The sequence below is a fragment of the Curtobacterium sp. ER1/6 genome, from assembly GCF_001742745.1.
GTDB lineage: Bacteria > Actinomycetota > Actinomycetes > Actinomycetales > Microbacteriaceae > Curtobacterium > Curtobacterium citri.
Map to the genome: position 1 here is coordinate 45,902 of NZ_MJAK01000010.1, position 15,085 is coordinate 60,986.

General features: G+C 74.3%; 14 protein-coding genes. 10 read left to right on the top strand and 4 right to left on the bottom strand.

All coding sequences use genetic code 11. The features are described 5' to 3' along the window. Window position 1: 1 nt before the first annotated feature. Window positions 2-637, bottom strand: a complete 636-nt coding sequence (locus Cus16_RS13530) for a TetR/AcrR family transcriptional regulator (protein WP_083263980.1) — start codon at window positions 635-637, stop codon at window positions 2-4. Window positions 638-735: 98 nt separating this feature from the next. Here Cus16_RS13530 and Cus16_RS13535 point away from each other — a divergent pair, with 98 nt between their 5' ends. Continuing rightward, entirely contained in the window at window positions 736-1,263 is a 528-nt protein-coding gene (locus Cus16_RS13535; protein WP_069713181.1) for a GNAT family N-acetyltransferase, read from the top strand. A 45-nt stretch (window positions 1,264-1,308) separates the two neighbouring features. On the opposite strand, the gene Cus16_RS13540 is transcribed toward Cus16_RS13535, so the two are convergent. Beyond that, entirely contained in the window at window positions 1,309-1,584 is a 276-nt protein-coding gene (locus tag Cus16_RS13540) for a hypothetical protein (protein ID WP_069713182.1), read from the bottom strand. Between the two features lie 100 nt (window positions 1,585-1,684). On the opposite strand from Cus16_RS13540, the gene Cus16_RS13545 reads away from it, so the two are divergent. The 3 genes from Cus16_RS13545 (at window position 1,685) to Cus16_RS13555 (ending at window position 4,494) form a co-directional block, all read left to right on the top strand. Beyond that, window positions 1,685-2,371, top strand: coding sequence for a hypothetical protein (locus Cus16_RS13545; RefSeq protein WP_069713183.1), 687 nt, complete (start codon window positions 1,685-1,687; stop codon window positions 2,369-2,371). A 221-nt stretch (window positions 2,372-2,592) separates the two neighbouring features. Beyond that, on the top strand, window positions 2,593-4,038 hold the full coding sequence (locus Cus16_RS13550) for a phytoene desaturase family protein (RefSeq protein ID WP_069713184.1): 1,446 nt from the start codon (window positions 2,593-2,595) through the stop codon (window positions 4,036-4,038). A gap of 3 nt (window positions 4,039-4,041) precedes the next feature. Continuing rightward, window positions 4,042-4,494, top strand: a complete 453-nt coding sequence (locus Cus16_RS13555; protein WP_069713185.1) for an SRPBCC family protein — start codon at window positions 4,042-4,044, stop codon at window positions 4,492-4,494. Here the strand turns inward: Cus16_RS13555 and Cus16_RS13560 are convergent. Further along, complete coding sequence (locus Cus16_RS13560; protein ID WP_069713186.1) at window positions 4,478-5,296, bottom strand: shikimate 5-dehydrogenase; 819 nt, start codon at window positions 5,294-5,296, stop codon at window positions 4,478-4,480. The two genes, Cus16_RS13555 and Cus16_RS13560, sit on opposite strands and share 17 nt — an antisense overlap. Before the next feature lie 88 nt (window positions 5,297-5,384). Between Cus16_RS13560 and Cus16_RS13565 the strand changes: the two genes are divergently transcribed. Next, window positions 5,385-6,758 carry an L-serine ammonia-lyase gene (locus tag Cus16_RS13565; RefSeq protein ID WP_069713187.1) on the top strand — a complete coding sequence of 458 codons (1,374 nt, stop codon included), beginning with the start codon at window positions 5,385-5,387 and terminating at the stop codon, window positions 6,756-6,758. Window positions 6,759-6,762: 4 nt separating this feature from the next. Here Cus16_RS13565 and Cus16_RS13570 read toward each other — a convergent pair whose 3' ends face one another. Continuing rightward, entirely contained in the window at window positions 6,763-6,984 is a 222-nt protein-coding gene (locus Cus16_RS13570; RefSeq protein ID WP_069713188.1) for a hypothetical protein, read from the bottom strand. A 101-nt stretch (window positions 6,985-7,085) separates the two neighbouring features. On the opposite strand from Cus16_RS13570, the gene Cus16_RS16100 reads away from it, so the two are divergent. The 5 genes from Cus16_RS16100 (at window position 7,086) to Cus16_RS13595 (ending at window position 15,084) form a co-directional block, all read left to right on the top strand. Continuing rightward, window positions 7,086-7,367: a hypothetical protein gene (locus Cus16_RS16100; RefSeq protein WP_141718995.1), complete on the top strand. Its 282-nt coding sequence runs from the start codon at window positions 7,086-7,088 to the stop codon at window positions 7,365-7,367. 43 nt (window positions 7,368-7,410) lie between these two features. Beyond that, a complete protein-coding gene (locus Cus16_RS13580) occupies window positions 7,411-9,096 on the top strand; it encodes a bifunctional 3'-5' exonuclease/DNA polymerase (protein WP_069713189.1) in 1,686 nt (561 codons plus the stop codon). Between the two features lie 57 nt (window positions 9,097-9,153). Beyond that, on the top strand, window positions 9,154-10,053 hold the full coding sequence (locus tag Cus16_RS13585) for a phosphatase PAP2 family protein (protein ID WP_083263996.1): 900 nt from the start codon (window positions 9,154-9,156) through the stop codon (window positions 10,051-10,053). Between the two features lie 93 nt (window positions 10,054-10,146). Further along, the gene (locus tag Cus16_RS13590) at window positions 10,147-11,844 is read left to right on the top strand and encodes a serine/threonine-protein kinase (protein ID WP_069713190.1); all 1,698 of its coding nucleotides are present in this window, start codon (window positions 10,147-10,149) and stop codon (window positions 11,842-11,844) included. Between the two features lie 51 nt (window positions 11,845-11,895). After that, window positions 11,896-15,084 carry a GH92 family glycosyl hydrolase gene (locus tag Cus16_RS13595; RefSeq protein WP_223246625.1) on the top strand — a complete coding sequence of 1,063 codons (3,189 nt, stop codon included), beginning with the start codon at window positions 11,896-11,898 and terminating at the stop codon, window positions 15,082-15,084. Window position 15,085: the final 1 nt, after the last annotated feature.

Sequence of the window (15,085 nt, forward strand, 5' to 3'; positions counted from 1 at the left end):
GTCAGGCCGCGTCGAGGCGGGTGGCGGTGTCGCGGATGGTCGCGACGAGTCGGGCGCGCACCTCGACGGGGTCCGAGCCCTCGTGGCGGGCCGCGCTGCGCAGCCCGGTCATGCACATGCCCAGGAGCATCTCGGCGGCCTCGGGCGTCGCCGCCTCGGGCCCCCATGCCGGGTCGCGCGCCAGGATCGTCCGGACGGCGCCGGTCATCGCCTCGGCCACCGTCGTCATCCGAGCCACCTGCCGGCGCACGAGCTGCGGGAAGCGCACGATGACCTCCTTGCGGTCCGTGCGCTCGCGCTCGTCGCCGAAGGACTCGCCGAACACCAGGAACGCCAGGTCGACCACGGCCTCGACGACGGGTCGGCCGGACACCGCGGCGAGGTGGGCGTCCAGCGCCTCTGGCGAGAGGTCGACCTCGGTGTGCCCGAGGACGGCGTCCTCCTTGCTGGCGAAGTAGTTGAAGAACGTCCGCGGGGAGACGTCCGCGCGAGCGGCGATCTGCTCGATGGTCGTGCGCTCGAGGTCCTGCTCGAGGACGAGGGACCGGGCGGCGCGGGCGATGCGGCGACGCGTCTCGAGGCGCTTGCGGTCGCGCAGGCCCAGCGCGGGAGCCGGTGCGGACGCGGTGTCGGACATGGCGTCACTGTAGCCGTCGCAGGCCCGGATCTGCAGGGTGCGCAAGCTTGCAGGCGTGCACCGGACGTGCGGGCGTGCCGTTGCCTAGTGTCGGACACGTGGCGGCTTCGGGACGGGACCTCGGCGACGGGTGTGCGCTCACACTGCGCGACCTCAGCACCGTCGACGCCGTGCACGACCTCGTCGCGGCGAACCTCGAGCGGCTCCGCGCGGCCGAGCCGTGGGCGTGGGGGCCGGTGACCCGCGAGGCCCTGGTGCTGCACACCGAGCAGCTGCTCGGCCGGTACGCGATGGACCGGGCGGTGCCGTGCGTCATCCGCTCCGCGGGACGGATCGTCGGGTCCGCCTCGCTCGCACTCGACCCGCACCTCGGCCAGGCGTCGCTCGGGTACTGGGTCGACGCCGGGTCGGAGGGGCGGGGGATCGCGCACCGGGCGGCCGCCGCGCTCGTCGAGGTCGCCCGCGAGCGGGGGAGTGCCCGGGTCGAGATCCGGACCGGGGTGGACAACGAGCGCAGTCGGCGGCTCGCGGAGCGCCTCGGGTTCGCGCACGAGGGGACGCTCCGCAGCGCGCTGCCGCTCGGTGACCGCCGGGTCGACGTCGCGGTCTACGGCTTGGTGCTCTGACCCGACGCGGATCAGTGGGTCTGCTCGCTCAGTGGGTCTGCTCGCTCAGTGGGTCTGGGCGAAGCTCGCGAACACCGCGAAGCCCCCGAAGGCGACGACCAGCACGAGGGCGATGATCCACACGGCCAGCGCGACGAGGTTGAGGAGGATGCCCCAGCCCGCACGGCTGCGGGCCATCGGTTCGCGGCTCCGTGAGGCGATGCCGAGGCAGAGGCCGACGACCGGTGCGAAGAAGGTCCACCCGGCGAGCAGCGAGCAGATGCCGAGCACGAGGCTCGCGGTGCCGAGGCCGGTACGAGGGAGGGTCTGCGTGGTGGTCATGCACTCGACGCTACGGGCCGGGCGAGCTGGCCGCGTCCGTCCGCGGCGGGATCCGGGGTCAGCCTGCGGACGGACGGCCGCACGCCGGTATCGTCGGAGCATGGCCCTGTTCGGACGACGCACCAAGCACGATGTCCGCGACCGACCCGTGAGCCAGGTCGAGCTCAAGCGGGCCGTGGACGAGGGCTTCCTCATCGCCCGTGCGGCCGTGACCGTCGCAGTGGCGAACCGGATCATCACGAACGCACTCCGCGATCAGGGGTACTTCGACCACGCGCTCATCGCCGAGGCGACCCGCGAGGAACTGCACCGGATGGCCGAGGAGCAGCGCGGCGACGCCGCCCGCATGCGGGAGATCCGTGCGACCTCGAGCAAGCAGAAGGGCCGCTCGCGCCACCAGCACGACTACAAGCGGGGCGACGACCTGAAGCTCCGGACGCGCGAGGCCACCTACGAGCAGCTCGCCACCATGCTCGACCGGCGTCGCGACGACCAGGGCTTCGTCGACGGCATCGTCCTGCACGCCCGGGCCCGCGCCTGGGACGACATCGGCACGACGGTGGTCGGACGGCTCGGGTGGGCGCAGCGTCCCGCCGACGACTACGAGGTCGGCCGCGACGAGCGCCTGCAGCAGATGCTCGACGAGGACTTCGCGACACTGCTCGCCGAGCACCCGACCGGCGCGGGGTCGCCCGCGACCACGCCGGCGGACGCGGACGAGCCGGACGAGGGGGACGGGGCCGAGGACGGCACCGACCCCGCGGACGCGGACAGCGCGCGCCCCTGATCCTCGCCGGTCCCTGCCCGGGAGCGGCGCTCGGCCCTGGTCGTTCCGGGCGTACCTGGTCCTCTCGGGCGTACCTGGTCGTTCCGATCCACCAGGCATGCCCGGTTCCACCAGCCATCACAGGCGTTCTGGGAAGGAACGGGCAGCCAGCGCGGTCGGGCGTCCCGCGGCGGAACGGTCGTCTGACCGAGCACGGAAGCACGGCACCCTAGGCTCGGGCCATGGTTGATGCGGTGGTCGTCGGTGCCGGACCGAACGGGCTCGCGGCGGCGGTCACGCTCGCGCGGGCCGGTCTGTCGGTCGAGGTCGTCGAGCGGAACGACACGATCGGCGGCGGCGCCCGCACGGCGGAGCTCACGCTGCCGGGCTTCCACCACGACGTCTGCTCGGCCGTGCACCCGATGGCGCTGCAGTCCGAGTTCTTCCGGCGCTTCCGGATGGAGGACCGCATCGAGCTCCGGCTGCCCGACGTGCAGTACGGCCACCCCCTCGACGGCGGCCGCGCCGGCATCGCCTACCGCGACCTCGAGCGCACGGCCGAGGCGCTGGGCGTCGACGGTCCCGCGTTCCGCAACCTCATGGCGCCGCTGTCCCGCAACGCCGACCAGGTCGCCGACTTCGCCACCGACGCGCTCCTGCACGTGCCGCGGCACCCGCTGACCGTGGCGCGCTTCGGCCTGCGCGCGCTGGAGCAGGGGAGCGCCGCGTGGAACCTGCGCTTCCGCGACGACGTGGCCCCGGCGATGGTGTCCGGCGTCGCGGCGCACTCCATCCAGCACATGCCGTCGCTGTCCACGGCCGCCGCGGCGCTGTCGCTCGGCTCGTACGCGCACGGCCGCGGGTGGCCGGTGCCGATCGGCGGCAGCCAGGCGATCGTCGATGCGCTCGCCGCGGACCTCGTCGCCCACGGCGGCACGATCGAGACCGGTCGCGAGGTCCGGTCGCTCGCCGACCTCACCCCGGCGAAGGCCGTGCTCTTCGACACGAGCGTGCCGGGGATGCTCGGCATCGCGGGGAAGCAGATCCCGACCCCGAAGCGCGGCGCCCTCCGACGCTTCCGGTTCGGCAACGCGGCGGCGAAGGTCGACTTCGCACTGTCCGACCCGGTGCCCTGGACGAACACGGAGCTGCGCCGGGCGGGGACGGTCCACATCGGCGGCACCCGGGCGGAGATCGCCGCGGCGGAGCGTGCGGTCGCGAACGGGCAGCACGCCGAGCGGCCGTACGTGCTCGGGTCGGAGCCGACGGTGGTCGACCCGGGTCGTGCGCCGCGCGGCAAGCACGTCTTCTGGGCGTACGCGCACGTGCCGGCGGGATCCGACGTCGACCCCACGGACGCGATCGTCCGGCAGGTCGAGCGGTTCGCCCCCGGATTCCGCGACACGATCCTGCAGTCGGCCAGCCGCACGGCCGTGCAGATGGGCGAGTACAACCCCAACTACGTCGGCGGCGACATCGCCGCCGGGGCCGCGAGCTTCTGGCAGCTCGTCAAGCGGCCCGTCCTGTCGTCCGACCCCTGGCGCATGGGCGGCGGCATGTACCTGTGCTCGGAGGCGTCAGCACCCGGCCCCGGGGTGCACGGCATGGCGGGGTGGCACGCCGCCCGCAGTGCCCTCACGCACACCTTCGGGCTGTCCGAGCACGTCGACCTCGAACCGGAGGACTGAACCGTGGCCAAGAACGTCCGCATCATGCACTGCACCCCGGAGCAGGTCTTCGACGTGCTCCGCGACGGCTGGCTCTACCCGACCTGGGTGGTCGGTGCCTCGCGCATGCGCGGCCAGGACCCCGCGTGGCCCGCCGTCGGCAGCGAGCTGCACCACTCGTTCGGCATCTGGCCGTTCGTCATCGACGACACCACCACGGTGCTCGAGGTGGACGAGCCACGGCGCCTGGTCATCGAGGCGCGGGGCTGGCCGTTCGGCGAGGCCCGTGTCGAGGTCGACGTCGAACCCCACCCGCGCGGCTGCCGGGTGACCCTGCGCGAGGAGTTCGTGCGCGGAGCGGTGTCGCTCGTCCCCGGGTTCCTCGCACAGCCGGGCATCTGGATCCGCAACCACGAGGGCATCCGCCGGTTGCGTTGGATCGCCGAGGGCCGCGCCGCCGTCACTCCGCGCGGCTGAACGCGCTCGCGCGCTGCACCTGGTCGTCCGTCAGGGCGACGCCCGTGTAGCGCTCGAACTGGCGCGCCGCCTGGAGCGCGATGACCTCGGCGCCGGTGACGACCCGGGCGCCGGACGCGCGTCCGGCGCGGACCAGCGGGGTCTCGGCGGGGAACGCCACGACGTCGAAGACCGTGGACGCGGCGTCGACCCGGTCCTGCTCGAAGGCCAGCGCGTCCTCGTCGTCCCCGCGCATGCCGAGCGGCGTGACGTTCACGAGCACGTCGGCCTCCGGCGCCTGCTGCTCGACGGGGACCCAGTCGAAGCCGTACTGCTCGGCGAGGGCGGGGCCGGCGGTCGTGTTCCGCGCGACGACCGTGAGGTGGTCGAAGCCCGCGCCGCGGAACGCCGCGGTGACCGCCTTCGCCATGCCACCGGAACCGCGCAGGACCACGCGGGCGGCGGGGTCGACCTCGTGCGTGCGGAGCAGGGCGGCGACGGCCTCGTAGTCGGTGTTCGACGCGGTGAGCACGCCGTCGTCGTTCACCACGGTGTTGACCGACCGGATCGCCTCGGCGGAGTCCTCGACCACGTCGACGAGGGGGATGACCGCCTCCTTGAAGGGCATCGACACCGAGCAGCCGCGGATGCCGAGCGCGCGGATGCCGGCGACCGCGCCGGGCAGGTCGGTCGTCGTGAAGGCCTTGTACGCGAAGTTCAACCCGAGCTCGTCGTAGAGGAAGTTGTGGAAGCGCGTGCCGATGTTGCTCGGGCGGGCCGCGAGCGAGATGCAGACCTGCATGTCCTTGTTGAGGATGGGCATGGCACGAGTGTCCCACGCTGCCGCCGATGGAGCGGTCCATGCCCGACCGACTCGGAGGCCGCCCGTCCGGACGGGTTAGTGTGCAGGGGTGCCGGTCTCCGTGTTCGATCTGTTCAGCGTCGGGATCGGCCCGTCGAGTTCCCACACCGTCGGGCCGATGCGAGCCGGGGCCGCCTTCGCCGCCGCGGTCGTCGACGCACCGGTCGCCGGGATCGACGTCCACCTGTACGGCTCGCTCGCCTCGACCGGGCAGGGGCACGGCACCCTCGGCGCGGTGCTCGCCGGCTTGATGGGGTCCGCTCCCGAGACGGTGGACCCCGACGAGATGGTCGCGGCGCTCGAGGACCTCGAGCGCACCGGGTCACTGCGACTGGCCGGTGGCGCGACGGTGCCGTTCCGCCAGGCCGACATCGTGCTGCACCCCCTGACCATGCTGCCGCGGCACCCGAACGCGATGCGGCTGACCGCCACCGACGCCGCCGGTGCCGTGCTCGCCGAGGAGACCTACTACTCGATCGGCGGCGGCTTCGTCACGAGCGACACCGAGGGAGTCGTGGCCGAGGCCGCGATCCCCGTCGACGACGCCGTGCCGTACCCGTTCTCGAGCGGCGCCGAGCTCCTCGCCGCCTGCGCCGCGACGGGCCTGCCCGTGAGCGGGATCGCACTGGCGAACGAGACCGTGAGCCGTGGCGCGGACGACGTGCGCACGGGGCTCCTGCACGTGCACGACGTCATGCGCGAGAGCGTCGAGCGGAGCATCCGCCGGACCGGGACCCTGCCGGGCGGCCTCGCCGTGCGTCGGCGTGCCGCGGACTGGTACGAGCAGCTCACCCGGGACGACCCGCACCACGACCCGCTCTTCGCGATGGAGTGGGTGAACCTCACCGCGATGGCGGTCAACGAGGAGAACGCCACCGGCGGCCGGGTGGTGACCGCGCCGACGAACGGCGCCGCGGGGATCATCCCGGCGGTGCTGTCGTACGCGCTCACCTACGTCTCCGAGATCGCGCCGGAGGACCGCGACGACGCCGTGGTCCGGTTCCTGCTCACGGCGGGGGCGGTCGGCTCGATCTACAAGGAGCGGGCGTCGATCTCCGGCGCCGAGGTCGGCTGCCAGGGCGAGGTCGGGTCCGCGGCGTCGATGGCCGCCGCCGGGCTCGCCGAGGTCCTCGGCGGCAGTCCCGAGCAGGTGGAGAACGCCGCCGAGATCGCGATGGAGCACAACCTCGGCCTGACCTGCGACCCGATCGGCGGGCTCGTGCAGATCCCGTGCATCGAGCGGAACGCGATCGCGGCGAACAAGGCGATCAACGCGGCGCGGATGGCGATGCGCGGCGACGGGGTGCACCACGTGTCGCTCGACCAGGTGGTCGAGACGATGCGGCAGACGGGTGCCGACATGTCGACGAAGTACAAGGAGACCGCGATGGGCGGTCTGGCGGTGAACGTCCCGCTCTGCTGAGCGGTCAGTCGACCCGCATCTCGAGCGTGACGTCGCACGGCGCCACGTGCCGCTGCCCGTCGTCGTCGAGCACGATGAGCGAGGGGCGGCCGTGCGCGTCGAGGACGTCGACGGCGGTGCCGAGGACCGACCGGCCGCGGTCCTCGTAGCGCACCACGGCGTGCATCGGGACGTCGTCCGGGGTCACCGGACGCCAGGGCATCGTTCCTGTGGCGTCGATCTGCATGCCGACATCCTGCCGGTTGTCCAGATCACGCACACAATCGACGAGTGCTCCTCGACTCCTGCGGACGGTCCTCCGGGTCGCGCGCGCGTACGGTCGGCACCATGAGCGCGACCGGCCACGACCAGCCCGACCAGCCCGACCAGCCCGACCACGACGAGCTCGACGACGGGGTCGACATGTCCTTCGAGGAACGGCGGCAGGACACCTTCCGGCGCATGTCCGGCTCCGACGAGCACGACGCGGACCCGCGGGTCGAGGTCTCGCGCGCCGAGGACGGCGACGTCCGCATCGACGTCGCCGACACCGCGGCGGTCCGCCCGGGCGACGCCGCCGGCACCGACCCCCGCACGGACGCGGCGCAGGACCCGCACCACGCCGACTGACCCACGGTCCGGCGGGGACGGTGGTCCGGGGGAAGATCGACGGGTGCACCTCGTCCTCCACCGCGTCGACGGCGGCGTCACGGCGACGCCCCTGACCGACGCGGGGGAGCCGGCGGGTGAGCCGACCCGGCTGGACGACCCGCGCCTCCCGGCCTTCGTCGCCGCGCACGACGGACCGGACGTCCGCTGGGTCTGGGACGACACGGCCCGCTGGTACCCGGCCGTCCTCGCAGCCGGCGGCCGCGTCGCCCGCTGCACCGACCTGCGGCTGTGCCGCCGCATCCTGCGCGGTGCGCTCGCCGCGCGGGACACGGCCCTCGCGCGGCTCCCCGGCGACACGTGGGACGCCCCCGGCCAGGAGGCCCGTCCCACCCGTGCGACGCAGGCGTCGCTCTTCGACGACGCGCTCTTCACCGTCGCGCCCGCCGACGACGCGGCCGACCCGGTCGTCGAGCTCCGCCGCCAGCTCGACGCGGTCGCCACCTCGACCACGCCCGGCGCGCTGCGCCTGCTCACCACCGCGGAGTCCGCCGGCGCACTCGTGGCCGCCGAGATCCTGCACGCGGGCCTACCGTGGCGGGCGGACGTGCACGAGCGCCTGCTTGAGGACGCACTCGGGCCGCGGGTGCCCGCCGGGGTGCGGCCGCGTCGGCTCGAGGAGCTCGCGGTCGTGATCCGCGGACACCTCGGCGACCCGGCGCTCAACCCGGACTCGCCGACCGACGTGCTCCGGTCGCTCCGGGCCGCGGGCCTGATGGTGGCGAGCACGCGGAAGTGGGAGCTGCAGGAGCTCGAGCACCCGGTCATCGCCCCGCTGCTCGAGTACAAGCGCCTGTCTCGCCTGCTCACCGCGAACGGCTGGGCCTGGCTCGACGAGTGGGTGCAGGACGGCCGCTTCCACCCGAAGTACGTCGTCGGCGGGGTCGTCACCGGTCGCTGGGCGGCGGACGGCGGCGGTGCGATGCAGTTGCCGAAGACCGTGCGTGGCGCTGTGGTGGCCGACGACGGCTGGGCCTTCGTCGTCGCGGACGCCGCACAGCTCGAGCCGCGGGTGCTCGCCGCGATGGCGGGGGACCGGGCGATGGCGACGGCGGGCGACGGGCGCGACCTGTACGACGGCGTGGTGGCCTCGGGCGCGGTGGAGGCCCGGCAGCAGGCCAAGGGCGCGATGCTCGGCGCGATGTACGGCGCGACCCAGGGCGACGCCGGCCGACTCGTGCCCCGGCTCGCGCGCGCGTTCCCGGCCGCGCTCGGCCTGGTCGACCGGGCCGCCCGGGCGGGGGAACGCGGGGAGCCCGTCACGACCCTGCTGGGTCGGACGTCACCGGTGCCGGACGAGGCTTGGTTCGCCGCCCGCAACCGGGCGTGGTCGGTGGACGGGACGACCGCCCAGCAGCGGGCGGTCGAGTCCCGTGCCCGGAGCTGGGGACGGTTCACGCGGAACTTCGTGGTGCAGGGGACCGCGGCCGAGTGGGCGCTCGCGTGGATGGGGTCGCTGCGCACCCGGCTCGCGACGCGGTTCCCGGGCCCGGTGACGGCCGGGCCGCACCTGGTGTTCTTCGTGCACGACGAGATCGTGGTGCACACACCGGTCGAGCACGCCGCGTTCGTCGCCGAGCAGGTCCGGGCGGCGGCGGTGGACGCCGGGCGGCTGCTCTTCCGGGACTTCCCCGTGGTGTTCCCGCTGTCGGTCTCCACGGTGCGGGACTACGGGGCCGCGAAGGACTGAGCGCACCCGCGTGGCGAGGCGCACGTGCTCGCAGCCGGGTCCGGGCAGGGTGGGTCGATGGAGCCACACCACCACGACGACACCGCCGCGCAGCAGGTGACCCGGGCCGAGCGGTCCGCGGTCCCCGAGGACCGGCACCTCGGCGAGGTCGACCTGACCTCGTGGCGGTCGCGGGCCGGTCACGCCACCGCCGAGGCCTGGGCCGCGCTCGGCCGCCGCTACGGCGCCCTGCCGGTCCTCGTCCTGACGCTCCTGGTCGGGATGGGCATCGCCGTCGTCGCGACCTGGGCGGCCTCCGGCGTGTACGACGCCGTCCGCGAGGGCGACGACGTCGCCGTGCTCGACCGGCCCGTGCTCGACTGGATGCTCACGCTGCGCTCCCCGTTCGCGGACCAGGTGGTCACGTGGTGGACCGACATCGCCGGCACGATCGGGATGCCGATCGTCGCCGTCTGCTTCCTCGTCGGCTTCACCGTGCAGCGGCGCGCGTGGACGCCCCTGGTGCTGCTCGTCGCGGCGAGCGGTGGCTCGCTCCTCATGACGATCGCGGGCAAGGACCTGATCGGTCGCGCCCGGCCCCCGCTGTCCGACGCGGTGCCGCCGTACGAGCACTCGCCCTCGTTCCCGTCGGGCCACACGCTCAACTCCACCGTGGTGGTCGGCACGATCGTGTACCTGCTCATCCTGCGGCAGTCGCGCACGGTGACCCGGGTGTGGACCATCGTCGTCGGCACGCTCTTCGTGCTGTCGATCGGCGTCTCGCGGGTGTTCCTCGGACACCACTGGACGACGGACGTCCTGGCGGCGTGGGCCCTCGGGCTGGCGTGGCTCGCGCTCGTGGTCACCGCACACCGGCTGTACCTGACGGCGCTGCATCGCGGCGCCGAACCGGTCCGGCAGCGCACGCGGCCGTCCACCCGCGGCGCAGCGGACCGGTCGGACGGGACGGTCCGCTGAACGCGGAAGCGCACCCGCACCGACGTCGTCGGGAGGCGGGCAGGCACACCGCGGCGGCATGCCCGGTCAGGTCGCCACGGTAGGTTGCCCGGCATGGCAGATCGGGTCTTCGGCGGCAGGTACCGCGTCACCGGCACGCTCGGGCACGGGGGCATGGCGTCCGTGTACCGCGCCGTCGACGAGCAGCTCGGCCGCGAGGTCGCCGTCAAGGTCTTCCGCATCGGTGCCGTCGACCACGGGGAGCGTGCCCGCGCCGAGGCCGAGATCCAGACCCTCGCCGCACTCCGCAGCCCCTCGCTCGTGACCCTGTACGACGCCGCGCTCGACGACGTCGACGGCGACTCGTACCTCGTCATGGAGCTCGTCCCCGGCAGCGACCTCGACACCCGGTTGCGCGAGGGACCCCTCGACACGACGACCACGGCCCGGGTCGGTGCGCAGGTCGCCGAGGGCCTGGCGGCGGTGCACGCGCAGGGCATCGTGCACCGCGACGTCAAGCCGGCGAACGTGCTCCTGGAGAGCGACGGCGAGCACGTCAAGCTCGCGGACTTCGGCATCGCCCTGCTCCGCGACGCCGCCCGCGTCACCGGGACCGGCACCGTGATCGGCACCGCCGCGTACATCGCCCCCGAGCAGGTGCTCGGGCGTGAGATCACCGGCCAGGCCGACGTCTACGCCCTCGGCCTCATGCTCCTGCAGAGCCTGACCGGCGAGCGGCCCTTCCCCGGCACCGCCGTCGAGTCGGCCACCGCGCGGCTCACCCGCGGTCCGGTCATCGACCAGCACCTGCCCACCGCCTGGCGCACGCTCCTGCACGTCATGACGGCGCAGGACCCCGCCGAGCGGCCGACCGCGGCCGAGGCGGCACGGCGCCTGCGGGCCCTGGAGCGCGACGGGAGCGCGCCGGCCACGCAGCTGCTGCCCGGTGCGCCCGGAGCCCTCACCCCCGCCGCGGCGGGTGCGGCGGCGGTCGGCGGTGCCGCACTCGGCGCCGGTGGTGCAGCCGCCGCGGCCGCCGCATCCGCCGACGAGGCGACCCGGGCGATGCCCACCGCGGCCGCGGCGGGCGGTCCGGACGACGCCACGCGGGCGTACGACCGGACGGCACCCACTCCTCGTTCCTCCGGGCAGGACGACGTCGCGACGACGGTGCTCGGCACCCAGCGCGGCGCGGCCGCCGGTGGTGCCGCCGCCGGCGGTGCGGCTGCGGGCGGGGGCGCAGCGGCAGCGGGCGGTACGGGCGGACCGGGCCGGACCGCGGCCACCGCCGACGACGGGTCGAAGCGGCGCCGTGGGCCGATCATCGCCGCGGTCGTCGTCGTGCTCCTCGTGCTCGCCGGGATCGGCGTCGCGCTGGCCGCCCTGGACCGCGGGGACGACACCACCCCCGCTCCGACCGAGTCCGGGCAGTCCTCGACCCCGTCCGACGAGTCGAGCGAGCCGGAGCAGCAGCCGAGTCAGCCGGAGCAGCAGCCCAGCGAGCCCGAGCAGCAGCCCAGCCAGCCGTCGCAGGGGCCCAGCGAGCCGGAGCAGGAGCCGAGCGAGCCCGAGCAGCAGCCCAGCCAGCCCGTGGACGACCCGACGGTCGGCCCGCAGCCGGGCGGTCCGGCGTCGAACCCCGTGCAGGGACCGCAGGGCGGGACCGGGAACAACGGCAACGGCAACGGGCCGGGGAGCAACAGCGGCAAGGGCAAGGACGAGGGCGACGGCACCGGGGCGGCGGACACGACCGTCGACACCACCGTGGGGTCGCTGACGGAGGGCCCGGGCACGGGACACGGCAAGGGCTGACGCGGGTCCGTCGGTCTCCCGTCGACACGGTGGACCAAATAGGGTTGCCGGGTGCGTGAACTGCGACGGAGCGGTGGTCCGACGACGGCGGTGGCGGCCCGGAACGGCGTCGGCTGGACCTCGGCCGAGGGCTGGCTGGTCGAACGACCCGACGGTGCGGACGAGGTCGTGGCCGTCGTCCCGGAGCTCGCCGGACGGACCGTCGCACTGGGCGACGAGCTGTCGTGGGTCTGGTTCCCCGAGCGCACCCTGCCCGAGGGGCACGACGAACCGGACGAGGCCGACCTCGCACACTTCTGGGACGCGACCGCCTTCGTGGTCGACGTCGTGTTCACGGACGGCTCCCGCGTCGGCGACACCGCGACGGACCAGTACGGCACCGCCCTGACGCCCGACGCGCAGGCCGCGGCACGCACCCAGTGGGTGGACCAGTGGAACCGTCGTGCGGTCGACCTCACGCCGTTCGCGGGACGGGTCGTCGACCGCCTGGAGGCGCGGCTCGGCTCCGCCGCGCCGCCCGCGTCCGACGACGACGCGCGGCCCGCCCTGCGCGGCTGGCTCGACGACGTCCGGATCGCTCCGGCCCGACCGGTTCCCGACACCCCGCTCGGGCACGTCCGCACCACCCGCGGCACGCAGGCCTCGTCCCGGTTCTCCCGCGGCAACACCGCACCGCTCGTCGGGCTGCCGCACGGCGGGGTGTTCGGCCTGCCGATGACGGACGCGTCGAGCAACCGGTGGCCGTACGCGCACCACGAGCACAGCGTCGTCACCGAGGACGGCCGCGTGCGTCCCGCGCTGCAGGCCTTCGCCACGAGTCACATCCCGTCGCCCTGGATGGGGGACCGCGGGGTCTTCCAGGTGATGCCCTCGCCGCTCGACGTCCCGGTCACCGACCGGGCCGCCCGGGCGCTCGGCTTCGACCACGATGACGAAGAGGACGGCCCGCACCGGTACCGGGTCGCCCTCGACCAGGGCGTCACGGCGACGATGACGGCGCACGACTTCGCGCTCGGCTTCCGGTTCACCGGTACGCGGTCCGTCGTGCTCGACCACCACGGCCGTGTCGCCGACGTCACCGTGTCGCTCGAGGACGGCACCGCGGTCGTCGAGTGCGTGCTCGACGACCGCCCGGGCACCCCGCCGCACCACCTGCACGTGCGCGTCGACGGTGCGACCGCCGACCACACCACGGTGGACGGCGACGTGCTCGGCGGCTGGATCAGCACCGCGGACGCCGCCGACGTGGTCGTCGGGATCTCGACCGTCTCCGTCCAGGACGCCCGGGCGAACGCGGCGGCCGCCGGATCCGTCGACGCGATGCTCGTGCACGCCGAGCAGGAGTGGACGGCGGCGCTCGCCACGCTCACCGTCGAGGGGGCGACCCCCGACCAGCTCACGAGCCTGTACTCCGGGCTGTACCGGCTCTTCCTGTACCCGAACCACGCCGGCGAGACCGCCCGCGACGGCGTCCCGCGGCACCGCTCCCCGTACGGGTCGGTGCTCGTCGACCCGATCCGCGACGAGCCCGGGCCCGAGGTCGTCGAGGGACCGTTCACGACGACGAACGGGTTCTGGGACACCTACCGGACCGCCTGGCCGCTGCTCGCGCTCCTCACCCCGGACACGGCGGGCGCCCTCGCGCAGGGGTTCGTCGAGCACTTCCACGACGGCGGGTGGACGCCCCGGTGGAGCGCCCCCGGTGCCGAGGACGTGATGACCGGCACCACGAGCGACACGGTCTTCGCGGACCTCGCGGTGAAGGGCGTGCCGGGCTTCGACCTGGCGGAGGCGTACCGGAGCGCGGTGCGGAACGCGACCGTCCCCCCGCGGGACGAGCGTGTCGGACGGAAGGGGAGCCTCCCGGCCGCCTTCCGCGGCCACGTCGACACCGCGACCTCCGAGGGGATGAGCTGGACCCTCGACGCGGCGATCAACGACTGGGGGATCGCGGTGATGGCGGGCCTGCTCGCCTCGCGCGCCACCACGCCGGAGGACCTCAGCCGGTACGAGGCCGAGGCGGAGTGGTTCGCCCGCCGCTCCCTGCAGTACCGGAACGTCTTCGACCGTGAGCGCGGCTTCTTCATCGGACGCGAGCCGGACGGGTCCTGGAGGGGCGGCGCCGCGTTCGACCCGCGCGACTGGGGCGACGACTACACCGAGACGAACGCGTGGGGGACCGCGTTCACGGCCCCGCACGACGGTGCCGGCATCGTCGACCTGCACGGCGGCCCGGCCCGCTTCGACGCCGCACTCGAGGCCTTCTTCGCGACGCCCGAGACCGGCGCGACCGACCGGTCCGGCTCGTACGGCTTCGCCATCCACGAGATGACCGAGGCGCGGGACGTCCGGATGGGCATGCTCGGGCTGTCGAACCAGCCCGCGCACCACATCCCGTTCTTCCCGATGTCCACGGGACGGCACGACGACGCGCACCGGATCGTCCGGGAGTGCCTCGAACGGCTGTTCGTCGGCTCCGACCTCGGGCAGGGGTACCCGGGCGACGAGGACAACGGCGAGATGAGCGCCTGGTACGTCTTCGCGACGATCGGGCTGTACCCGCTGGCGCCGTCGACCGGCACGTACGTGCTCGTGCCGCCGTCGGTCCGGCGGACGGTGCTGCAGCAGCCTGGGCCCACGCCGCCGGTACCTGGCCGACGCGCCAGCGGCGGACAGGCCGAGCCGGTGGGGGGAGGGCCGCCCACCGTCATCGAGGTCGCCGACGGTTCCACGGGTGCGTACGTCGCGTCGGTGACGGTCGACGGCTCGCCCTGGACGTCGGTGAGCATCCCGCACGAGGTCGTCGTCGCCGCGTCCCGCATCGTGTTCACGCTGTCCGAGGAACCGACCGGGTGGGCGTCCGACACCCGGCCGGTCTCCGCGTCCGAGGTGCACGGGTACCGGGACGTCCCCGTCGACCTGCTCCCCGTGGGCGCCTCGCCCCTGACCGACGACACCGGCAGGACGGTGCGCGTCCTGTCGCCCGGCGAGACCCTGACGGTGTCGACGCCGGGCGCCGACGCGTCGCTCGTGACGGTCACGGTCGCCGAGCCGGGGACCTACTCGTGGCGGACGACGCTCGGGGACCGGGAGTCGGTCGTGCAGGAAGCCGTCTTCGAGCACGCGGGGCAGACCCGGGTGTTCCGGTCCGTGGCGCGGGGGGACGTGTTCTCGTTCACCGCGGAGTCGTCGATCCCGCTCACGCAGCTCGAGCTGATCGCGGCGGACGGACAGCGTTGAC